Genomic DNA, 23285 nt, shown 5'->3' with positions numbered 1-23285 from the left:
TTAAATGATAATGATTTTTATTTATAATTAATTTATCATTAATATTTACTTTTGTTTTTAACTAATTCACAGTTATATTCGATCATATTACAACCTTAGAAAAGTATCTCGTCCAACTTATTCAGAGCGACTTAGTTTGAAAATTTAAGTAAGCATAAATATCAAGTTATCGATCGAAGCACAGTGAATCTAGACATGAATAATCTAAGACAATATTTATTAAAATTTTAAATATGATCAAAAATTATGAGGTAGTTCTTAGAGTTACAGATGCTGTGATCAAACATTTGGAAAATAAAAGTTGTCTTTTAAAAGCTTTTTTGCACAACTCCATGTTTTAATTTCTAGTTAACTAATTAAGTGATAGGCGATGTACCACATGATTAAAGCAATCAAAATATCCAAGACTTGCCATGCGCGGGGATTGTGAAAGTAAGCTGATAAATATTGCGCACCAAAACCCAAACTAAAGAAAAATAACCATGATGCCGTGATCGCACCAATAGCAAACGATAACAAGTGATCTTCAAATTGCGTCGATATCGCACCTACAAGCACGATAGTATCTAGATATACATGGGGATTCAGCCATGTGAATGCCAAGCAAATGAGAATAATTTTAAACCATGAAACATTAGTGTGATGATCAAGACACATCGATTTTTTGGTCGAAAATGCTTGATAAAAATGATGGGCACCATATACCACTAGAAATGCAGCACCACCCCATTGTGCATACGTCATTATTTGTGGATGGCCTGAGATAAACTTCCCAAATCCAAATACGCCAGCCAAAATTAGAAGTGAGTCTGAAAAGGCACAAATGAGGCAAATGGATAAAACATATTCTTTTTTTAAGCCCTGTTTAAGCACAAAAGCATTCTGAGCACCTATCGCCATAATCAAACTTAAACTCGTTACAAAGCCATTAAACAGTACGGATAAAGACATAAAACACCTAATATTTATCATCAGGCGGATTATGAACAATTCAATCTTAAATTGAGTATTATTAAATTAATATTAAGTTCATTAATTTTTATTAAATCATGATCTTCAATTATAAAGACTGTGTCGCGTTTATTACTGTGGCGGAAACTGGAAGTTTTGATCTGGCTGCTAAAAAGCTTTGTCTCTCTGCCGCCGCAATTACTCTTCGTGTCCAACAATTGGAACGGCAGATTGGTCAAACATTAATCCTGAGAGAACGACCTTGTCGTGTGACACATTCAGGTGAAATATTGCTTGAACATTTATTACGGCAAAAGCGTCAAGAAGAAAATGTTCTGCAGCTTATTCAGGGAAAAAATCAAAATTCTGAGTTTTATAAAATTATCATTGGAACGAATGCAGATTCATTAGAAACTTGGCTTTTGCCTGCGATTGCTGAACAATTAATAGAGCATAAAATCACAATACAACTTCGAATAGATGATCAGGATCATACGCATCAATTAATGGAATCTGGCTATGTAAATGCGTGTATAAGCGCTGAGTCCCAACCTATGACAGGTTGCCACTCAGAATTTTTGTTCACGATGCGTTATCAAATGGTGTGTACGCCAGAATTCAAATTAGCATGGTTTAAAAACGGACTAAATCGCGATTCCTTTCGCCGTGCGCCTGCGGTCATCTTTAATGATAAAGATCATTTACATGAAACGGTTCTACTGAATCAATTTGGATTACCGCAATCTAGTTATCCATATCATTATGTCCCCTCCTCAAAGTCATTTGTCGATGCAATCCATCTTGGCTTAGGCTATGGCATGGTGCCTGAACTGCAAATTCAAGATTTACTCGATCAAGGACAATTGATTTGTTTGTTGCCTGAGGCAACACAAGACGTTGATCTATATTGGCATCATTGGAAACAACAGTCGCCACAACTCAAACATATTACTGACATACTCATGACATTAAAAAAGCAGTGATTGAATCACTGCTTTCTTTTCATCGATTTAGTTGGCTTTCCACTGCCCTTCAAGCTTGATATTCACTTTTTCGCCAATTCCACCAATCGCTTTGCGCATACCGAAATCACTACGGTTGATGACTGTTGAAGATTGTACATTCAACTCATTTGGATTCAATGCATTTGGAGTTAAAGTTGTATCAAATGAAACTGGGCGTGTCACACCACGCATGGTGAGTTGACCATCAAATTTGTATTTATTATTTCCTAAAGCACGAATTTGATTACTTTGAAAGGTCACAGTTTTATATTTGCTTGCATGGAAGAAACTGTCACCAAAGACCATATCCTTTAAAGAGTTTTTGCTCAGTTTAAGGCTATTCACATCCATCACAAATTTAGCTGAACCTTGATTAGGCTGTGCCGGATCGAAATTCATCTGTGATTGATACTTTTGAAATTGCCCATTTACAATCGACATTCCTGCAGATCGGATATCAAAGCTGATCTTACTGCTAGGTGATAGTGTCCATGTTTGCGCTTGAGCAAAAACAGAAGCAGACAATAGCACTATGGCCAAACTCATTTGTGTAATAGTACGCACGATTTCCCTCGGTTTTCTTGTGTTAAACACAATCATTCAATTGATGCACTCAAACTTGTACTGTCTTGACGTTGGTATTTAGTTTTCAGTTGTTGGTAAATTTCTGAGTTTTGAAACGCTTGTAAAAATTGAATGGTTCCGTGGGGAAGTTCTTTTTCCATAATTTCCCCCCGATAGTATGCTTCGCGAAGTGGTGTTGCAGAAATTGCACCTTTTAAACTATCGAGTTCCAACATCTCCCATTCTGGGAAAAATTTGAGGTAATAGGATGAGTCATCTTTAAAGTGACCGATTAAGCCGACTTGATTACTTGGCTGTGCTACACCCGCCACTAAAGATTTGACCAATTTTTGCCATTTTTCATCATTATAAACATCAATAACGTGTACAAATTTGATTCTTGCCTGTTGATCAGGAGTAAAGTTAGACAAAATCATCTGTTCACGTTCAATGGCTAAAAATGGATTTTTTATATTCCGCTCTATTTGAGCAGAACCAAGCGCTAAAATAACGTTCTGGCTATGCGTCAGCGCAATTTTAATGGTTTCCATATGTGCCAAATGAAAAGGCTGAAAACGTCCGATATAAACCAAATAATCAAATTTATAATTCATCGCCAAGTCACGTTTATGAACTGATCAGTTATGTCACTCTTCGCCAGAATACGACATAATAGATTTCATAAAATCTATATTAATTGAAAGCAAGGATAGTACGATGTCATTAAGTTGTATTCAACAACCTCATGAGCATTTAAATGCAAAATTAGAAGATGGTGTGCTGACCTTGGCGATTAATCGTCCTAAAGCCAAAAATGCATTATACGGCGAATTATACCTCTGGATCGCCAAAGCCCTTGATGAAGCAGACAAAGATCAAGCTGTTCGTGTGGTCATTTTACGTGGCGAAGATGCGGATTTCAGTGCTGGTAATGATATGCAAGACTTCATGAAATCTGCGGCGATGAAAGATCAAATTCGTCCAGAAGATGGTCCTCCTTTCGTACTGTTAAAATCTGCTGCTAAATTTTCCAAACCCTTGATTGCTGCGGTACGTGGTGTAGCAATTGGTATTGGCGTAACGATCTTATTGCATTGTGACTTAGTTTATGCAGATAACACTGCTTTGTTCCAAATTCCATTTGTAAGCTTAGGTCTTTCACCTGAAGGCGCATCTAGTAAATTACTAGCACGTCAAGCAGGTCATGTGAAAGCAGCAGAACTTTTATTAACTGCTGATAAATTCGACAGTGAAAAAGCATTGGCTGCAAACTTGATCAACAGTATTGAATCTGACGTTTATGCAACTGCTACTCAAAAAGCCACTCAACTGGCTTCACTACCACTTGCTTCTCTCGTGCAATCTAAAGCCTTAATGAAACATGATGTTGATGAGATCGTGTCCTGGATTGATCATGAAGCAGTAATCTTTATGGGGCGCGTCGGCTCTCCAGAAATGATGGAAGCTGTACAAGCTTTTATGCAAAAACGTAAACCTGATTTCACACAATTTAATTAAGCTAAAAGATCCGAGTCTCACGACTCGGTGAATACTCTCTATCTAAGGAATGGATCATGACGACTGAAAAAAAACGCTACTACGAACCTGCACCACAAGACATTGATGTTGAAAATTTCAAAAAGGTCGTGACCAGTCGTCGATCTGTTCGGAAGTTTACAGAAAAACCTATACCGTCTGATATCCTCGATCAATGTTTAGATTTAGCACTCTTGGCCCCTAATTCATCTAACTTACAACCTTGGACTTTTTATGTTGTCCAAAATCCTGAAAAGAAACAAAAGATTGTAAAAGCATGTCTAAATCAATGGGCTGCGCGCACAGCGGCTGAATTGATTGTCTGTGTCGCACGTACAGATCGAATTAATGAAATGGCAAAACTGAATATTCAAGAATTTCCATTTCCTGAGATTCCTCCACTCGTCAAAAAATATTACACCTATATTCCACTGAATTATAAAACGGGTTACTTAAATACAATTGGTAACTTTAAGAAAGTAACTTTCAAAGTAGCACGTACTTTTGACAAACAAATGCCTGTTACCGCTTTTACACCTGCGGATGCCAAACTTTGGGCAGCGAAGACAACTGCTTTAGCCTGTGAAAATCTTGTACTTGCGCTCAGAGCTTATGGATTCGACAGTTGTATGATGGAAGGTTTTGACGAACCTTTAGTATGTAAAACATTGGGGCTCAATACTAAAGAGTTTCCAATTATGGTCATTGGTGCGGGAGAGCGTGCTGAAGATGGTGTGTTCTTCCCACAATACCGTTTCGATCGAGACTTATTTATTCAAAAGATTTGATTGATCAAATTGAATTTTGTTTTAAAAGACGGTCGATGAATTTTCATTGAGACTTAAATAAATGAATGAAGCTCAAAAAATAATGAGGATTTCAGAATTAGCTCTCAAATGCTTTTCAGAAAATTTTGAGAGCTATGGAAAAATAATGCATTTTCCCAAGAACTATTGTGAAGAAGCTTCATCGATTCTTCTGCTATTTTTGAGAAATGATGGAATTGATCACTTCGAATTAATTAAAGGTACCGACCTTCTAAATAACCATCATTTTTGGTTACAATCTCATGATTATATTATCGATTTAACTGCCCACCAATTTGAAGGCATTGAATTTCCCTATATTTTTTTAAAGCGAACCGATTATCCATTAACAAATAAATTTGTTGTACAAAAAAATGTATCGATTGATGATAACTGACAATACTTAAAAACCTTAACGAATAGAATTAAGAAAATATTTTATGAAAAATATTATGCCTAAGATCTATAAAGTTCTGAATCATGAATACTTTTTATGTATTCATTATCGATCAATCCATCATAGGTCTAACAGCTGAATAAACTCATAAGCTGGTTCTTCATAAGGATGACTGGCTTTTAATGCACATGCCACTTCTATGGCTTTATCTTCAGGCACAATAGTTTCTACACGCCACTCTTCAACTTGTTCAAGCTCTCCGACTTGACCTATAAATGGTTGAGCCCCATTGACAGGTTTAAATTGACCTAAGCCCTTGACCTGCCAAGCACATTGCTCATAATCACCAATTCCGCCTGCACCTGCTTCAAATACTGCCTGCTTCGTCAACTCTAGATGTGATTCTGGTACAAAATAGATCAGTTTAAGCATGAATAACCTCTTCCACTCTTTTCCCCTCTGTTGTCATTTGCATAAGTGCTTGAGTAATCATTTTCAATGCAATATTGTTTGAATGACGATGATAATTCGCATATAGACCAAGCTGTGGTAAATGCTCATCTGTTTTCACAATTTTAATATTATGATTTAAAAACTTTAGGAGGTATTCGGGAGCAAAACTAAAGCCCATTCCCAAATTAATCAGATTGATATGCTGTAATACATTAGTCACCCACAGCATTTGATCATCCATCTTTTCGAAGGGAACTAGAACATTTAATTTGTCATAGAATATTGGTGAAGCATTTTGTTCACACATAATCACTGATGAATTTTTTAATTCTTGTAGTTTCAATGTCCGTTCTGAAGGATGAAGATTGTCTGCAGCCACCAAATAAATTTGTTCTGTCAGAATATGGATATCTTCATAATCTGAATGATCCATTTTGTATCGAGTAAAACATATATCAAGTTCAGCATTTCTAAGTTTTTGTATTTGCTCAGTACAGGTCAAACTGTGTAAATGAATTTTAAGATTAGGAATATTCTTTCTTAACTGCGCCAGAATGCTAGGCATCAATTTCAGTTCAGCCACATTCAAAAATCCAATATGAATCTGATTATTCTTTTGCTGAGCAACCTGTCTAGCAGCAGCTACAGCTTGCTTGGCATTGTCCAGCGTCAAAGCTGCATATTTTAAAAATGCTTCCCCTTCATCAGTCAGTTTGACTTTACGAGTGGTCCGATCAAATAAAGTAACACCGACTTCGTGTTCAAGATCTTTAATTTGCTGACTGAGTGATGGTTGTGCGGTATAGAGCTTTTCGGCAGCTTTAGTAAAGCTTTGCTCTTGAGCAACAGTCATAAAATACCGTAAATGTCGTAATTCCATATCTCAATCAGCCCATCGTGCATAAGTGCACGTTCATTACTTTGAATTTTATATAGATCGATAGTTTATATGAATACGACTATAGATCACTGCACTTTTTTTCTAGACTGACTCAATTCAAAAACTCTCCCCATGTATTCAATTCATATAGGAAAAAGCATGTCTCAACATTTTGACACTGATGTTCTTGTCATTGGTACTGGTCCTGCTGGTTCAACTCTGGGGCTTGCCCTTGCCAATTATGGCGTCAAAGTTCAATTGTTTACCCAGTTTAATTGGTTAGCCAACAGTCCTCGTGCACATATTACTAATCAACGTGCCATGGAAGTCCTCCGTGATTTAGGTATCGAAGAACAGGTGAAGGAAATCGCAACACCTTGGGAACACATGGGTGAAAGCCTGATCACAACCAGTTTAGTCGGCGAAGAAATTGCCCGTATCAGTGCTTGGGGCACAGGTGATGAGCGTCATGGCGATTATATCAAAGGAAGTCCATGCCCTTTAGTGGATCTTATCCAACCTAAAATGGAAGCGCTGCTCGTTAAAAATGCGGCAGAGCGTGGCGCTATTTTTAACTTCAATACTGAATATTTATCTCACGTACAAGATGAACACGGCGTGACTGCAACATTCCTCAATCATATTACCAATACCGAATTTAGTTTACGTGCAAAATACTTGGTGGGAATGGACGGTGCACGTTCAAAAGTTGTTGAACAATTGGGATTACCACTTGAAGGCGTTATGGCACGGGCAGGTACAGTGTATGTGACCTTTAAGGCGGACTTATCTAAATACGTACAGCATCGCCCTGCGATTTTGCAATGGATTGTCAATCCTGAAGCAAGTTTTGGTGATTTAGGTATGGGGCTATTGCGTGCCATCACCCCATGGAATGAGTGGATAATGGGTTGGGGCTTCGATATTTCCAAAGGCGAGCCTCAAGTGACTGCAGAGCAAGTTCGTGCACATTTAGATGCTTTCGTGGGTGAGCATGTTGAAGATGTTGAAATTCAAAAATTGTCTTATTGGTATGTGAACCAAACATGGGCAACTGAATATTCGAAAGGTCGTGTATTCTGTGGTGGTGATGCGGTGCATCGTCACCCACCATCAAGTGGTTTAGGCTCAAACACCTGCATGCAAGATGCCTTTAATCTCGGTTGGAAACTTGCATATGCAGTTAAAGGTTGGTCTCAACCTACGCTTCTCGATTCTTATACCGTTGAACGTGCGCCTGTAGGTAAGCAAATTGTTGCACGTGCCAACCAATCACGATTTGATTATAAACACCTCAAAGAAGTTTTTGGTTTTGATCAAGGTGTAACAACCCAAAAGCAAATGCTGGAGCGTATTTTTGCTGAAAATGAACAAGGCGCTGAAATACGTACAAAACTCTACAATGCATTAGCAATTAAAAGTTTTGAATTTAATGCTCAAGGTGTTGAACTGAATCAGCGTTATAGCTCAAATGCTGTCATCTCTGAATCAGAACCTGAAGTCTTTAAACAAGATGATCAACTTTACCTACAAGCCACTACACGGCCTGGAGCAAAAGTACCGCATACTTGGCTCATCAATGCTAAAGGTCAAAAAGTTTCAACTTTAGATATTACGGGCAAAGGTCGTTTTACCTTACTCACAGGCCTCTCAGGCAAAGGCTGGAAACAAGCTGCTGAACAGCTTAATCTTGGGTATTTAGATGTTATTCAAATCGGTTCAAGAGATTACCGTGATGTCTATGGTACATGGAATGCGAAGTCTGAAATTCATGAATCTGGTGCTGTTTTAGTACGTCCAGATGGCTATGTCGCTTGGCGTTATCAAGACAGTACCAATGAATCTTTTGATTTTGAAAATACTCTGAGAGCAGTTCTAAAACAGATTCAACTTACTGTTTAAATAATAAAAGCCACCCTAAGGTGGCTTTTTTTACGCTGTTAAGAAATAACCTGCAATTAAAAATAGGATTTGAAGACTGGCCACAAAAGCGAATAGCTTCCAGCCTTTTTGCCTCAACTCGTGTTTGTTCAGTATCATCATTGTTTTGGTCATATCGTCACCTCATACCTGAGTTAAAAACGAACCGCATTAAATTCTTACTTATTATGGTTAGCTATATGTCCAAAAAACACACTTGTCCTAACCTCTATATAAAAGCAAAAACCAAACCAAGTCCAGTGGGAGAAAGATTTTGAAACCAAATCTATAAAAACAAAAAACCACCAAAATGGTGGCTGAATAAGCTCATGTTAGCGAATCTAAATTTATTTTTCCATAAGGTAAATTTAAGATACTATTTAACAATGTTTTTTATTAATAAATTTATTCATTATTTTTCTTTTAAGCTCCACGTGGAAAATAAAAAAACTGACATTGTTCCAGCTAAATTGACTGCCAATTCAGCATGACGCGATGCAGGCTTAAAATTCTTTTTGCCCTGACCATGTGCATCCCCTACTTTGTTTCTCAATGATCCTAAGCCTTCAATCACTGAACTACATCCTCCAAGAATCTGTTTAAAAGTTTGTTCTGTGTGTTGAGAAGGTGCTAAATTTAATTCTTTACTGACTAATCTATATAGTTGATTAATATCAGGCGCATTTCCGTAGTCAATTTGATGTTCATCAAGAATATATTTACAAGTCGACTCTAAAAGTGTCCTTGCTAATGTAATAGCACCATCAGGATCAGTTACTCTCCGCTCTAATGCTTTCTGCCATATTTGATGAATATAATCAGAACTTAATTCGTTAATTCTCAACTCCACTACTTGATCTAAGGGAGAAGTATTTCTTCTTTCTAAAACATTCAATAACTCTTTAAATTCTGAATAAATATAATTCTCACGCTCCACATAAGATTTAAAATCCCATTTAATTCTCGCTTCAAACTCATCTAAGGTATTTGTATCTTTAACAATAAATGGAATATACCCATAAAGGTTTTTTTTATCAGCAATTCTTTTCTAAGCTCTTTAAATGCCTCTGAGGCACCTTTTTCATAACTATCTGTAGCCCTAGCTATTAGCAATTCACGCAAGTGTAATATTTTTTCAATTAAACCAGACATTTGAGAACTCTTTATTTGTTTTCAACTCAATTTTACATCTTCAAAACAATAATTTACTTATGAAAAAGCCACCTTACTGGTGGCTTTTTCAATCTATTGATTTAATCAACCAATAAATTTACGAGCATTACGGAACATACGTAACCAAGCACCATCTTGATCCCAATCTTCAGGTTTCCAAGAATGCTGAATCGCACGGAAGTTACGCTCTGGATGAGGCATCATAATCGTTGCACGACCATCAGTTGAAGTCACACCTGTAATTGCTTCAGGTGAGCCGTTCGGGTTCAATGGGTAATGTTGAGTTGGATTACCTTGGCTATCAACATAACGTAAAGTCACTTGATTACCCGCATTCAATGTAGCAATAGAGCTGTCCGCTGCAACAACGCGACCTTCACCATGCGCCACAGCAATTGGTAAAATCGAACCTTCCATACCTTCTAACAGTACAGATTTAGATTTTTCAACACGAACGTTTACTGCTCGCGCTTCAAACATTTCTGATACGTTACGATGGAAACGTGGCCAGTTTTCAGCACCTGGAATGAGTGGAGCCAATTGTGACAACATTTGGCAACCGTTACAGATACCGAGTGAGAATGTTTCTTGACGGTTAAAGAATTTCTCAAATTGATCACGAAGTTTAGGATTGAACAATACTGACTTCGCCCAACCACCACCAGCGCCTAAAACGTCACCGTAAGAGAAACCACCACATGCAACTAAACCTTCAAATTCATCAAGGCTTACACGACCAGCGAGTAGGTCACTCATATGGACATCAATCGTATTGAAACCGACTTTGTCGAATGCAGCTGCCATCTCGACATGACCGTTTACACCCTGCTCACGCAAGATTGCCATATTCGGACGACGTGTATTGATATACGGTGCTTCAATTTCTTCATTCAAATCGAATGTCGCTTTTGCAATAAGACCTTTATGATCTTTATTCGCAATTAAACTATATTCTTGATCTGCAGTATCCACGTTGTCACGTAAACGTTGAATCTGATGTGACACTTCAGTCCACGCTTGTTGCAGTTTAACACGATCAAGCGTTAAACCATTGATCGTTAGCGTATCAGTAGTATTCACTGTACCAACGACACTGATCGCATCTTTTAAGCTAGATGCTGCAACTTCAGCCTGTAGTGCATCCCAATCTGTTTTAGCAATTTGTAATACCGCACCAATTTCTTCAGCAAATAAGCTTGCTACAGACTGATCTTCTAAAGCCACACCTAAGCGTGAAGCGAACATCATCTCTGCAACAGTTGCGATTAAACCACCATCACCGATGTCATGGTAAGCTTTAATTAGACCACGGTTATTCCAATCTTGTACCAATGCAAAGAATGCTTTGAAGTCATCGAAGCTATCTACATCTGGTGTAACCGAACCAATTGCTTTATACACTTGCGCCAAGATCGAACCACCTAGACGGAATTGACCTTTAGACAAATCAATACGCACAAGTACTGAATCTAAGTTTTTCAATTCTGGTGTTAATGTCTTACGCACATCAGTCACTGGTGCAAATGCTGTGATCACACCTGACATTGGAGAAGTTACAGACTTATCTTCACCTTCATCATTCCAAGTCGTACGCATCGATAAAGAATCTTTACCTACAGGAATTGCGATACCAAGCGCAGGACACATTTCCATACCGATGGCTTTAACACCTTCAAATAATGCTTGATCTTCGCCTACTTGACCTGCTGCAGCCATCCAGTTCGCAGACAATTTAATGTCGCTGATTTTCTCGATTTTTGCAGACATGATGTTCGTGATTGACTCAGCCACTGCTAAACGCGCAGATGCCGCAGGATTTAACAATGCTACAGGTGGACGTTCACCCATTGCCATTGCTTCACCTGTGTAACCCACAAGGCTTGTCGTTGTTACTGCAGCATCCGCCACAGGCACTTGCCATGGACCAACCATTTGGTCACGTGCAACCATACCTGTAATTGAACGGTCCCCAATGGTAATTAAGAATGACTTAGAAGCAACTGTTGGGTTCTTAATCACACGGTAAATCGCATCTTTAAGATCAGTCACTTTAGCCGCATCAAAGTCATCACCGTGACGTTCGATACAGTCATACGCACGGCTCATACGTGGCGTACCACCTAAGATCACTTGCATTGGTACATCAACTGGGTTGTTACCAAACAATGGATCTTCAACCGTTAAATGACGCGCTTCAGTCGCTTCACCTAATACGGCAAACGGACAGCGTTCACGCGCACAGATTGATTCAAATAATTCTAATGAAGATGGACGGATCGCCAATACATAACGCTCTTGTGCTTCATTTGACCAAATTTCCATTGGCGCCATACCTGGCTCCAATGATGGTACTTTACGAAGATCAAGTTTTGCACCTAATTCGTGGTCATTTACCAGTTCAGGCATCGCATTTGAAATACCACCCGCACCTACGTCATGTACAGACACGATTGGGTTGTGATCTTCCATGCGCCAGCAGGTATCAATGACTTCTTGGCAACGACGTTCCATTTCTGGGTTTTCACGTTGTACAGAAGCAAAATCTAAGCTCTCGCCCATTGTACCGCTATCTACAGAAGATGCCGCACCACCGCCAAGACCGATCAACATCGCAGGACCACCAAGCACGATGAGTAAATCGCCCGGTTGGATCGCATCTTTTTCAACGTGGTCAGGACGGATGTTACCGTAACCACCAGCAATCATAATTGGCTTATGGAAACCTTTTACATCACCATTTACATTTTGCTCGAATGTACGGAAGTAACCATTTAACGCAGGACGACCAAATTCGTTGTTAAACGCAGCACCACCCAATGGACCTTCAATCATAATTTGAAGCGGAGATGCCATACGAGATGGTTTACCGTAGTTTTCTTCCCATGGCTGTTCAAAGCCTGGAATATTCAAGTTAGATGTAGTGAAACCTGTTAAGCCTGCTTTTGGCTTACCACCACGACCTGTTGCACCTTCATCACGGATTTCACCGCCCGAACCTGTTGCCGCACCTGCAAATGGTGCAATCGCTGTAGGATGGTTGTGGGTTTCCACTTTCATTAAGATGTGGGCAGCTTGGCTCTTATATTTATAAACATAATGACCGTTTTCATCTTTTTTCGGATAAAAACGTTGCGTATCAAAACCAACAATCACTGATGCGTTGTCTTTATATGCTGACAATACATCTGTAGGTGATTCTTTATAGGTATTTTTAATCATTTGGAACAATGACAATGGTTGGACTTCACCATCAATTGTCCATTCTGAACCAAAGATTTTATGACGACAATGCTCAGAGTTCGCTTGTGCAAACATCATGAGTTCAATGTCATGCGGATTGCGACCCAACTTGATAAATGCATCAGTTAAGTAATCAATTTCTTCATCCGATAAAGCAAAACCAAATTCAGAGTTTGCTTTTACGAGCGCTTCTTTACCTTGACCTAGAATATCAATCGAGTTCAGTGGTTTTGGCTCAGTTTCAGTGAATAAAGCAGCAGCATCGTCAATTTGATTGAAAACACTTTCTGTCATTCGGTCATGCAGAATTTGCTTAATTTCATTTGAAACGTCTTTTACACCCTTCAAAGTAAACAAAACACCGCGTTCAAGACGATGAACCGGTGTGTTGCAGTTCGCGAAAATATCGGTCGCTTTTGAAGACCACGGCGAAATTGTGCCTACGCGTGGAGTGACTAAGATTTGAATCTCATCTGTGGCTGCTTGGCGTAATTCAAATGACGCACCATCATTTAGAAGCTGTAAAGCGGATTGCTGTTGTTGCTCGTTGAGCGCTTGGTCGAATAAATAAACCCATTGACTTTCTATTGATTGAACCGAACTAATTGACTGTAAACGAGTTAATAGTTGCGTTTGCTTAAAAGAAGAGTGTGCTGGTGCACCGGCCACGATAAACATGCTGATTTTGGCTCCACGGGATGGTCTTTTGAACCATGCCACAATGTGACTTGAAGAGAGCGCATATTCTACTGCGTATTGCAAAATTCAGCTAGATAGCAAAACTGCTTTAGAACATATTTTCGATCGAGTTTACGGATAAATCTTTTTTATTCAGCAAAAAAAATTGAATTGCACCCTTCGATGCAATTCAAATGAGATGTGTCTAAATAATTCTTAAGTCATCTCAACTATTGAGTATTGGTGACTTTTAACAGATGTTGAATCGCCTCTAGAGCCATAATCATAGATTTTGGATCGACTAAATCCTTGATATCACAGGCTTGGTGATAACATGGTGCAAAATCTAAAATTATCTCCCCCTCGTTTGCACCTGGACGTTCTTGTTCATTAAATAAAATGATCGATGTGACTGGCACTTTTCCTAAGAATGGTGCTGTGTCACTTGCTGTTAAAGTGGTAATGTCTTCTTTGATGGTTAAGTTCTTTGCTTTAAAGAATGATTTTAAATGCTCTTCAAGCGCAGTATCCCCTTGATGACTAGGTAAAGACTTTAAACCATCAATCATTGGTTTATAGTCAGATTCAGATAATCCAGCAGACTTAAACTGGGCTTCTAAATCTTTTAATGAAGATTTATCTACATCAGCAATCAAAATATTCGGATTTTTTGTACCGACCATATCAACATTGATATAAGCCTTTATTCCCTTCAGCTGTTCAGGTGTCATTTTAGCAACAAAATCTTGCGAACCTCCGATACCATCTTCTTCAGAATCCCAAAATGCAAGGTAAATTGTATTTTGAGGATGATTTTCAGATTTTGAATAATGTTGTAATAGCTCTAATAGAACGGCTACACCTGTACCATTATCATTGATCCCAGGCCCTGTGGTCACAGAATCATAATGTGCACCGATTATCGTAGCTAAATCAGGATTTTTACCTTTGATTTCGATAATAAGATTCTGACCTACAATCTTATTGCGATTTTCAAACGGCAACATCTGAGCGTGCAAACCAGCTTTTTTTGCCTCTTTAATAATATAGGTTGCAGTTGCCTTACCACCATCCGTTCCAACTGCGCGATTACCGCCATGAGCTGCTGCAATATCTTCTAAGGTACTAAGATGACTCATGAGACGTTGTTCGATCAAATTCGAAGTATTGATTTGCGTGGTTACTTGTTGATTTTGATTTGGTGTATGTGAGCAAGCACTCAACATAAAAATACTGGTCATTAATGCTGTTAAACAAAGTATTTTTTTCATTGTCATGTGGATATCAGTTTATTAAGGATTCCATTTTAGAGAATAACCTTATTACATCCACAGATTTTTGTAATAAAAAAAGAGCCCGAAGACTCTTTTTATTTATGTTTCTAAATTTTTAATTAACCAAATCGACCCGTAATATATGCCTCAGTCAATTGATGATCAGGTTGAGTAAAGACTTTTTCTGTCGAATTCACTTCAATCAAATCACCTAAATGGAAATAGGCAGTACGGTCTGATACACGTGCAGCTTGTTGCATTGAGTGCGTAACAATTGCAATAGTATATTGTGTTGAAAGCTCAGCGATTAACTCTTCAACTTTAGCCGTCGCAATCGGGTCAAGTGCTGAACAAGGTTCGTCCATTAAAATCACTTCTGGCGAAACTGCAATAGTACGAGCAATACATAGACGTTGCTGTTGACCGCCTGATAAACCAGTTCCAGGCTGATTCAAACGATCCTTAACTTCATCCCACAAGCCCGCTTTACGTAAACTATTTTCAACGATCTCTTCTAAATCATATTTGTCACGTGCTAAACCATGGAGTTTAGGTCCGTATGCAACGTTTTCAAAAATTGATTTTGGGAATGGGTTTGGCTTTTGGAACACCATACCCACTTGCGCACGCAGTAATACTACGTCGAGATTAGGATCATAGATATCTTGATTATCCAACATGACTTTACCCGTTACCCGACAACTATCTATCGTGTCGTTCATACGATTTAAAGTACGTAGGAATGTTGACTTACCACATCCAGATGGACCAATAAAAGCAATCACTTCATTTTGGTAAATATTAAGATCAATGCCTTTAATCGCTTCAGATTCACCGTAATAAACGTGAACATCAGTTGTGCTCAATTTTACAACATCCGATTTTGCTTCTTTTTTATTTTCGCTTTGCGTGTCAAATTGTGAAACAAACGAAGTTGACGTTTTTTGATTTGCATCTTGAGATGTAAATTGTGTTTGATCTGAATTCACTGATTGATCCTTATTTAAGGAATTTTGAGTTACTTGCGAAGTTACTGTATTCATATTTTGCTCCGACTACCAACGGACTTCAAATTTCTTACGTAACCAGATCGCTAAACTATTTAAGCTAATCATCATCGCAAGGAGAACAATAATGGCTGCAGCAGTACGACCTTCGAAGAAGTTACGAAGTTCATTACCCTGCCACAAGAAAATCTGTACAGGCAGCGCTGTAGATTGATCGAATGGGCTTGCTGGAACACTGGCTACAAAAGCACTCATACCAATCAGCAATAACGGCGCTGTCTCACCCAATGCTTGAGCCACACCAATAATTGCACCTGTTAAAATACCTGGTAATGCCAAAGGCAGGACGTGATGAAAAACAGTTTGCAGTCTTGATGCACCCAATCCTAATGCAGCTTGGCGAATCGAAGGTGGAACGGCTTTTAAAGAAGCTCGTGTCGTAATAATCACCGTTGGCAATGTCATTAAACTTAACACAAGACCACCCACCAAAGGGGCAGATAATGGTAAATGCATCCAACCAATAAAAATTGCAGCACCAAGCAAACCGAATACAATCGATGGAACAGCAGCCAAATTATTGATGTTGACTTCTACAATATCTGTAATCCAGTTCTTTGGTGCGAACTCTTCAAGATAGATCGCAGATGCAACGCCGATTGGAATCGAAATAAAGATTACAATCAACATCATGAACAATGAGCCCATGAATGCACCAGCTAAACCAGATGTCGCTGGTGAACTACGAGAGTCAGGACTCGTGAAAATATTCGTGTTAAATGAATTTTCGATGACACCTTTAGCCTTGAGTTCATCAGCAATTTGACGAATCTCGGGACTAAGTTGTTGCTGTTCATCTGGCAAAGAACGATCAATATTACCTGCAAGCCACACATCAACATTTGCATCAGCAAGGACTTTTACGTCCACTGTTTTACCAACCAAGCTTGGATCATTCATCACCATATCACGGATACGATATGCTTCAGAGCTCGTATAGATATAGCTTAAATCATCACGTTGGGCTTCCAGTTGAGGATCTTGTTTGATCATGGCATTGATGATCAATGCATCCCAATCCACCATGCCAACTTCAGTCTGCCACTCAATAAAGCGTTCTTCATACTGAGCTGGATTCTCATCTTCAGCCAGTACAGGCTTTGGACCAACTTCAACAATCTTTGGATCGAAATAGATTGGCAAATTCATGCTACTTTGCCAAAAAGCAGGCAAGCCTTTCGCTAAAATACTACCGAATAGCAATACTACGAAGAATAAGCCAGCAATCACTGCTGAAAAACCGAAGAAACGGAACGTCTTTTCTTTACGATGACGTTTAGCTAAAGAATTCTGAATAGTCTTCTTACGCTTTTCTCTAAGCTGCTCAGCTGTTGCTGAATCAACTGTCTCGAGAGTATTAGGATTAGAAGTACTCATTAGTCGTATTGCTCACGGTATTTACGCACGATGTAAAGTGCAACAATGTTCAAACCTAAAGTAATCACAAACAATGTAAGTCCTAGTGCGAAAGCGACTAATGCTTGCGGACTTGCAAAGTCAGTATCACCTGTTAATTGATTAACAATCGTAATCGTTACGGTCGAAACAGCTTCTAATGGATTTGCGTGTAAAAGAGGACTGTTACCAGCTGCTAGAACTACGATCATAGTTTCGCCAATTGCACGGGAAGCAGCCAATAAAAATGCACCAATAATGCCAGGCAACGCTGCTGGAATGACCACTTTACGAATCGTTTCAGATTTGGTCGCCCCTAATCCTAAAGATCCATCACGTAATGCTCGAGGCACTTGAGTAATAATGTCATCAGATAAAGAAGACACAAAAGGAATGATCATGATTCCCATGACAAAACCTGCAGTGAGCGCACTCGTTGCGTTGATATCAATACCAACCATTGCCCCTACAGTTTTAATAAATGGGCCAATAATCATAAGGGCAAATACACCATAAACGATCGTTGGAATACCCGCTAAAACTTCAATGGTCGGTTTTGCCCAAGAACGGAAGCGAGGAGAAGCATATTCAGCCAAATAAATCGCGATCATTAAACCTACTGGTACAGCAACCAATAGTGCGATCCCACTGACCATAAGCGTACCCCACAACAATGGAAGTAAACCATAGCTTCCTTCTGCACTTCCCGAAGTACTGAAACCCGGGTTCCACTCTGTTCCAAAGAAGAAATCAAAAGGATTAACAAAGCTGAAGAAGCGCATCGCTTCTCCAAACATCGACATTACAATCCCTAGTGTTGTAAGAATCGCGACACCAGAACATAAAGCTAAGCCAACATTGATGACTTTCTCGACTTGATTACGCGCTCTAAAATCTTGGCTAATTCTTTTTTTAGCCCATACCAAACCTGCCAATGCAGCGCAAATAACAACTGCTAATTTTGCAAAAGAACCAATAGTTGAAAATTTACTCAGTTGCTCTGCAGCAGCAACTTCATATGCCGTTGCCGTGTCACTGACACCAAATCCGGACGCAATCGCTTGAACACGATCAACAACTACGTTTAGGCTTGCTGGATCTAGACTCGCTTTAATATCCTGTGGCAAATGATTAAGCACCACCTGCTCCAAGATCGTTGGCTCAACCAAATTCCAAACAATCAAAATTAAAAATGCAGGGATACCACACCACAACGCAACTAATGCCCCATAGTAACCAGGACGTGAATGCAAAGCGGCAGAGTTATTTCCCTGACCTGCTAAGTTACGGCTTTTGCGTAATCCGATTTGATAGGCAATGGCGATGATCGCCAATAACACACCTATAAGTAGCAGATTCATGTATTCTCCACTGTCTTTTCAATTTTCATGGTTTGAAAAAACTTTTCAATGAAAAAACCAATGGCAGGATAATTCCTGCCATTAGTTTGTCGTTTGATTACTTAACAGCTTTACCTGCTTTAAAGTTTGCCAAAATTGATGCGCGTTCTTTGTCAGAGAGTGAAATTAAGCCCGCTTTTTCTAACTTAGAACCTTTACCTGAAACACGCTTATTTAAGAAATATTCAGTAAACTGTGGTAAACCTTTGATTGATTTCAAATGCTCACCTTTTACGTAGAAGAATAAAGGGCGTGATACAGGGTAAGAACCATTTAAAATCGTGTTTTCAGACGGTGCCACATTGTTCACAGTTGCAACGCGTAAACGGTCACGGTTTTGATCATAGAAACCTAAACCAAACACACCAACAGCACTTGGAGAAGTTTTTAAGCGTGCAAGTGTTTCTGTATAGTCACCCGCAATTTCGACAACACGACCATCTTTACGGAATGTTGTACAAGCTTTCTTTTTCGCATCTTTATCTAAAGCTTTAATAGCAGCATACGATTCACAACCAGCGTCCACCATTTTCTCCTGGAAGACTTCACGTGTACCATGATTCGAAGCAGGGATTACAAGCGTGATCGGCTCATTTGGTAATGATTTATCAATTTGATTCCAACGTGTATATGGGTTTTTTACCATTTTACCGTTTGAAGGTAATTCAGCTGCCAAAGCTGCAAATACATGTTGCGGACGTAATTTATAAGCTGCTTTGTTAGCATTTGAAGCAAATACGATACCGTCGTAACCGATTTTAATTTCTAATACTTGGTTAACGCCATTTTTCTTACATTCGGCTAATTCGCTTGATTTGATTGCACGAGATGAGTTAGCAATATCGATTGTGTTGTCACCAACACCATTACAAAATTGTTTTAGACCACCAGACGAACCGCCTGAACCAACTACTGGTGTTTTGAATTGAGGGAAATTATTACCGAATTCTTCAGCCACAATACTTGCATATGGCAATACTGTAGAAGAACCCGCAATTTGAATTGTGTCACGTGCTGCATTTGCGGTTGTTGCTACAGCTGCCCCAGAAAGTGCTAATGCAATTGCAATATTTGTAAAGCGCATCATGTTATCTCTCAATTTATGCAAATTTGGAGTACGCTACTTTTTATTGAAGTATTGTACTTATTTCGATACATGCATTTTGATTTGATAATATGACAATAAGGTTACAGCTTTATTACGATTTTATTATTTTTATTACACCAACCTGCTTATTTATTTTTTAATTATATTTCAACAACTTATAATAATTACGATTAAATACTGATATTTTTATTACATACTTATTCTTTAATAATTATCCCCCTTAATTCTGCATAAAGATTTTTTAATCATGATCTAAAAATATGTCTAAGTTATGAATTTTTGATATCAAAAAAGCGCTCAATTGAGCGCTTTTTTCACAAACAATCTATTAATCGATTGGTGGCGTATATGTACCATCAGCAATTGAAGCTTTGATACGATCAGACTCAGCAAGTACAAGCGCAAGCAAGTTCTTCACATTGTCTAAAGTTGCCACTGGACTTAAAGTTGTCATTTTCAATGATTGAACCTGACCGACTTTAGTCACTCCAATATTCGCTTCACCACGTGCAAACAATTCATCCGCAACGTTTTGATTCAGTGTATCGAGTAATTCTGTTGGATAACCTTCAGGAATTACACGGAACAAGACTGATGCAAATTGTGGCTCAACCAATAACTCTAAACCGTCCGTTGCTTTAATATAATCTGCAACATCACGCGTTAAAGTCACACCGTGGTCAATCATAGAACCGTAAAGCTCTTCACCGAGTGCTTCAATCGTCATCCACAATTTCAACGCATCAAAACGACGTGTTGTTTGTAGCGATTTAGACACTAAGTTTGGTACACCATGCTCTTCATCATATGCAGAGTTTAAATACTCAGCTTCATAATGCATGAAACGATAGTTCGCTTCATCTTTTAACAAGAATGCGCCACATGAAATGGTTTGGAAATAATGCTTATGGAAATCAAGAGTGATTGAGTCAGAAAGCTCGATACCATCTAACAAATCACGGTGATTATTAGATAGGATTAAAGCACCACCCCATGCTGCATCGATATGCATCCACGCGCCGTACTTGTTGGTGATTTCACGGACTTTCTTCAATGGATCAATTGCACCCGCATCGGTAGTACCTGCAGTTGCAACCACACATGCCACAATTTTGCCTTCATTTTGAAGGTGTGCCATGGTTTTCTCTAGTGCATCCATGTCCATACGCGCATTTTCGTCAACAGGCACAGTCACTACAGATTGGAAGCCCATTCCCATCATCGCCATGTTCTTTTGCACAGAGAAGTGAGCATTTTCAGAACAAATGACTTTAACGTTACGCATCGCTTCCGCAGGTACGCCATCACGCTGAACAGACCACGGATTGCCGTTTTCGTCTTTCCAGTTTTTCGCGATACATGCATCACGTGCAAGCAATACACCCATCAAGTTTGACTGCGTACCGCCAGAGGTGAACACACCTGCTTGACCTGCACCATAACCAACTTTTTGACGAAGCCAATCTATCAATTGAACTTCCATCAATGAACCTGCAGGGCTTTGATCCCATGAGTCCATCGATTGGTTGGTTGCATTAATCAGCACTTCCGCAATTTGGCTTGTCACCATGGTTGGGCAGTGCAAATGTGCTAAAGAATGCGGATGATGGACTTTTAAGCTCTTGTTGAGGAATAGTTCAACCATACGCTCTAATGACTTTTCCACACCCAATCCCTCTTTAGAAGGATTAAATGCAATTGCACTGCGAAGCTCTTTGATGCTACCGCCTGTGTACATTTTGTCATTTTGTAACCAAGCTGCTACTGCTTGAGTTGCCTGATCCATTGCTGACGTATAGTCAGCAATAGATGCAGCATCATTACAGAGCAAAGCTTTACGGTGTTCTGCAAAATCTACCATGAATTAAGCGCCTCGTACCGCAACTAATGCTTCAGAAATTGCTTTCTTAAAGCGCACAATTACTTCTTCACATTCAGCTTGGTTAATAATGAGTGGGCAAAGTAAACGAATCACTGTACCGTTACGCCCACCCTTTTCTAACAACAATTTGTTGTTGAAACACGCTGCTTGGATTGCAGCAGCCAATTGACCATCTGCAGGAAGTGAACCCATATGGTCAGCAGGTTTACGCTCATCAACAATTTCGACACCGATCATTAAACCGCGACCACGTACATTACCGATACATGGGAATTCTGCGGCTAATTTCTTCAATTCAGCTTGAAGGAAATCACCGCGCTCTTGTGCGTTTTGTGCAAGATTTTGTTCTTTGATCGTTTTGATCGTAGCAAGACCAGTACCCATAGCCAATTGGTTACCACGGAAAGTACCCGTGTGACCTGCAGGCTGCCAAGCATCAAACTTACGCTTAATACCAAGTACAGCAAGTGGTAAGCTTCCACCTACTGCTTTCGACATCACTACAACATCAGGTTCGATACCCGCGTGTTCAAAGGCAAACATTTTTCCAGAACGTGCGAAACCAGCTTGAACTTCATCAAGAATTAAAACGATGTTGTGCTTTTCAGTCACTTCACGAATTTTTTTCAACCATTTCACAGGTGCTGTAACCACACCACCCTCACCTTGAATGGCTTCAAGAATAACTGCAGCAGGCTTAGTCACACCGCTTTCAACATCTTCGATGAAGTTTTCAAAGAAATAAGTAAGCGCGTCAACACCAGCTTCACCGCCTAAACCTAGTGGGCAACGGTATTCATGTGGATACGGCATGAATTGAACGCCTGGCATTAAACCATTAACAGCGTTTTTAGCAGACAAATTACCTGTCATTGCTAATGAGCCGTGAGTCATACCATGGTAGCCACCAGAGAAGCTGATCACAGTGCCACGGCCAGTATATGTTTTTGCAAGTTTAATTGCTGCTTCTGTACCATCTGCACCAGATGGACCACAGAACTGTAGGCAGTACTCTTCTTTACCACCCGGTAATTCAGCAAGTAAAGCTTCAGTAAAAGCATCTTTTAAAGGTGTCGTTAAATCCAAAGTATGTAATGGAAGACCACTCGCTAAAGTGTCTTGAATACTTTGAATGACCGCAGGATGATTATGGCCCAAAGCCAATGTTCCTGCCCCAGCTAAACAATCGAGGTACTCTGTACCTTCAACATCAGTAACCCAGCAACCTTGTGCTTTTGCTATCGCTAACGGCAATTTACGTGGATAGCTACGAACATTAGATTCCATCTGACTTTGGCGAGTCAAATAGTATTCGTTAGTAGAATTAGGTGCAGGATTTACAGAAGAAACGCTCATATCGAATTACCATCTCTGATATGGGTTAATAGAAATAAGTCGGGTGACTTGCGGTCCTTTGACTCGGTGCTTTATAGAGTTCTAGTTAGCCTATTGTGTAGAGTTATAACTAGAGGGCGCGATGATAACGAATTTTGAAATAAAATAAATAGATTTCTATCGTTTTCACCAGCAGATTTTAAAATATTAATGTGACAAATT

General features: G+C 39.3%; 21 protein-coding genes. 5 read left to right on the top strand and 16 right to left on the bottom strand.

Annotated features, from left to right (window positions below):
- Positions 1 to 348: 348 nt before the first annotated feature.
- Positions 349 to 951: a LysE/ArgO family amino acid transporter gene (locus tag FTV17_RS01585; protein WP_179997884.1), complete on the bottom strand. Its 603-nt coding sequence runs from the start codon at positions 949 to 951 to the stop codon at positions 349 to 351.
- Positions 952 to 1052: 101 nt separating this feature from the next.
- Here FTV17_RS01585 and FTV17_RS01580 point away from each other — a divergent pair, with 101 nt between their 5' ends.
- On the top strand, positions 1053 to 1934 hold the full coding sequence (locus FTV17_RS01580) for a LysR family transcriptional regulator ArgP (protein ID WP_179997955.1): 882 nt from the start codon (positions 1053 to 1055) through the stop codon (positions 1932 to 1934).
- A gap of 27 nt (positions 1935 to 1961) precedes the next feature.
- On the opposite strand, the gene FTV17_RS01575 is transcribed toward FTV17_RS01580, so the two are convergent.
- The gene (locus FTV17_RS01575) at positions 1962 to 2519 is read right to left on the bottom strand and encodes a YceI family protein (RefSeq protein WP_373687170.1); all 558 of its coding nucleotides are present in this window, start codon (positions 2517 to 2519) and stop codon (positions 1962 to 1964) included.
- Between the two features lie 32 nt (positions 2520 to 2551).
- Positions 2552 to 3133, bottom strand: a complete 582-nt coding sequence (locus tag FTV17_RS01570) for a nicotinate-nicotinamide nucleotide adenylyltransferase (protein WP_179997883.1) — start codon at positions 3131 to 3133, stop codon at positions 2552 to 2554.
- Between the two features lie 103 nt (positions 3134 to 3236).
- Here FTV17_RS01570 and FTV17_RS01565 point away from each other — a divergent pair, with 103 nt between their 5' ends.
- The 3 genes from FTV17_RS01565 (at position 3237) to FTV17_RS01555 (ending at position 5258) form a co-directional block, all read left to right on the top strand.
- Entirely contained in the window at positions 3237 to 4037 is an 801-nt protein-coding gene (locus FTV17_RS01565) for an enoyl-CoA hydratase-related protein (RefSeq protein ID WP_179997882.1), read from the top strand.
- 56 nt (positions 4038 to 4093) lie between these two features.
- Positions 4094 to 4843, top strand: a complete 750-nt coding sequence (locus FTV17_RS01560; RefSeq protein WP_179997881.1) for a nitroreductase family protein — start codon at positions 4094 to 4096, stop codon at positions 4841 to 4843.
- A 61-nt stretch (positions 4844 to 4904) separates the two neighbouring features.
- Positions 4905 to 5258, top strand: coding sequence for a hypothetical protein (locus FTV17_RS01555; RefSeq protein WP_179997880.1), 354 nt, complete (start codon positions 4905 to 4907; stop codon positions 5256 to 5258).
- 120 nt (positions 5259 to 5378) lie between these two features.
- Here the strand turns inward: FTV17_RS01555 and FTV17_RS01550 are convergent, their stop codons facing one another.
- Both FTV17_RS01550 and FTV17_RS01545 read right to left on the bottom strand, forming a co-directional pair.
- Entirely contained in the window at positions 5379 to 5690 is a 312-nt protein-coding gene (locus tag FTV17_RS01550) for an NGG1p interacting factor NIF3 (RefSeq protein ID WP_179997879.1), read from the bottom strand.
- Entirely contained in the window at positions 5683 to 6591 is a 909-nt protein-coding gene (locus FTV17_RS01545) for a LysR family transcriptional regulator (protein WP_179997878.1), read from the bottom strand. Before FTV17_RS01545 ends, FTV17_RS01550 begins: the two co-directional genes overlap by 8 nt.
- A gap of 159 nt (positions 6592 to 6750) precedes the next feature.
- On the opposite strand from FTV17_RS01545, the gene FTV17_RS01540 reads away from it, so the two are divergent.
- On the top strand, positions 6751 to 8493 hold the full coding sequence (locus FTV17_RS01540; protein WP_179997877.1) for an FAD-dependent monooxygenase: 1743 nt from the start codon (positions 6751 to 6753) through the stop codon (positions 8491 to 8493).
- A gap of 30 nt (positions 8494 to 8523) precedes the next feature.
- Here FTV17_RS01540 and FTV17_RS15475 read toward each other — a convergent pair whose 3' ends face one another.
- The 11 genes from FTV17_RS15475 to FTV17_RS01495 form a co-directional block, all read right to left on the bottom strand.
- Complete coding sequence (locus FTV17_RS15475) at positions 8524 to 8631, bottom strand: KGW motif small protein (RefSeq protein ID WP_373687177.1); 108 nt, start codon at positions 8629 to 8631, stop codon at positions 8524 to 8526.
- 292 nt (positions 8632 to 8923) lie between these two features.
- Positions 8924 to 9448 carry an abortive infection family protein gene (locus tag FTV17_RS15470; protein ID WP_373687169.1) on the bottom strand — a complete coding sequence of 175 codons (525 nt, stop codon included), beginning with the start codon at positions 9446 to 9448 and terminating at the stop codon, positions 8924 to 8926.
- 41 nt (positions 9449 to 9489) lie between these two features.
- Complete coding sequence (locus tag FTV17_RS15465) at positions 9490 to 9663, bottom strand: hypothetical protein (protein WP_257219858.1); 174 nt, start codon at positions 9661 to 9663, stop codon at positions 9490 to 9492.
- Positions 9664 to 9768: 105 nt separating this feature from the next.
- On the bottom strand, positions 9769 to 13602 hold the full coding sequence (gene purL / locus FTV17_RS01530) for a phosphoribosylformylglycinamidine synthase (RefSeq protein WP_179997876.1): 3834 nt from the start codon (positions 13600 to 13602) through the stop codon (positions 9769 to 9771).
- A 230-nt stretch (positions 13603 to 13832) separates the two neighbouring features.
- Positions 13833 to 14879: a M20/M25/M40 family metallo-hydrolase gene (locus FTV17_RS01525; RefSeq protein WP_179997875.1), complete on the bottom strand. Its 1047-nt coding sequence runs from the start codon at positions 14877 to 14879 to the stop codon at positions 13833 to 13835.
- A 116-nt stretch (positions 14880 to 14995) separates the two neighbouring features.
- Entirely contained in the window at positions 14996 to 15919 is a 924-nt protein-coding gene (gene pstB, locus FTV17_RS01520; RefSeq protein ID WP_218945249.1) for a phosphate ABC transporter ATP-binding protein PstB, read from the bottom strand.
- 12 nt (positions 15920 to 15931) lie between these two features.
- Positions 15932 to 17320 carry a phosphate ABC transporter permease PstA gene (gene pstA, locus FTV17_RS01515; RefSeq protein ID WP_179997874.1) on the bottom strand — a complete coding sequence of 463 codons (1389 nt, stop codon included), beginning with the start codon at positions 17318 to 17320 and terminating at the stop codon, positions 15932 to 15934.
- The gene (pstC, locus tag FTV17_RS01510) at positions 17320 to 18699 is read right to left on the bottom strand and encodes a phosphate ABC transporter permease subunit PstC (RefSeq protein WP_035267115.1); all 1380 of its coding nucleotides are present in this window, start codon (positions 18697 to 18699) and stop codon (positions 17320 to 17322) included. Before pstC ends, pstA begins: the two co-directional genes overlap by 1 nt.
- A 97-nt stretch (positions 18700 to 18796) precedes the next feature.
- Complete coding sequence (locus FTV17_RS01505) at positions 18797 to 19822, bottom strand: substrate-binding domain-containing protein (protein WP_179997953.1); 1026 nt, start codon at positions 19820 to 19822, stop codon at positions 18797 to 18799.
- Between the two features lie 352 nt (positions 19823 to 20174).
- The gene (locus tag FTV17_RS01500; RefSeq protein WP_092767092.1) at positions 20175 to 21707 is read right to left on the bottom strand and encodes an aspartate aminotransferase family protein; all 1533 of its coding nucleotides are present in this window, start codon (positions 21705 to 21707) and stop codon (positions 20175 to 20177) included.
- A 3-nt stretch (positions 21708 to 21710) separates the two neighbouring features.
- Complete coding sequence (locus tag FTV17_RS01495; protein WP_179997873.1) at positions 21711 to 23084, bottom strand: diaminobutyrate--2-oxoglutarate transaminase; 1374 nt, start codon at positions 23082 to 23084, stop codon at positions 21711 to 21713.
- Positions 23085 to 23285 lie beyond the last annotated feature (201 nt).

It is taken from the genome of Acinetobacter sp. YH12239 (assembly GCF_013417635.1).
Taxonomy (GTDB): domain Bacteria; phylum Pseudomonadota; class Gammaproteobacteria; order Pseudomonadales; family Moraxellaceae; genus Acinetobacter.
Note: the sequence above shows the minus strand (reverse complement) of the source record. Positions and strands in the feature narration are given on the sequence as shown.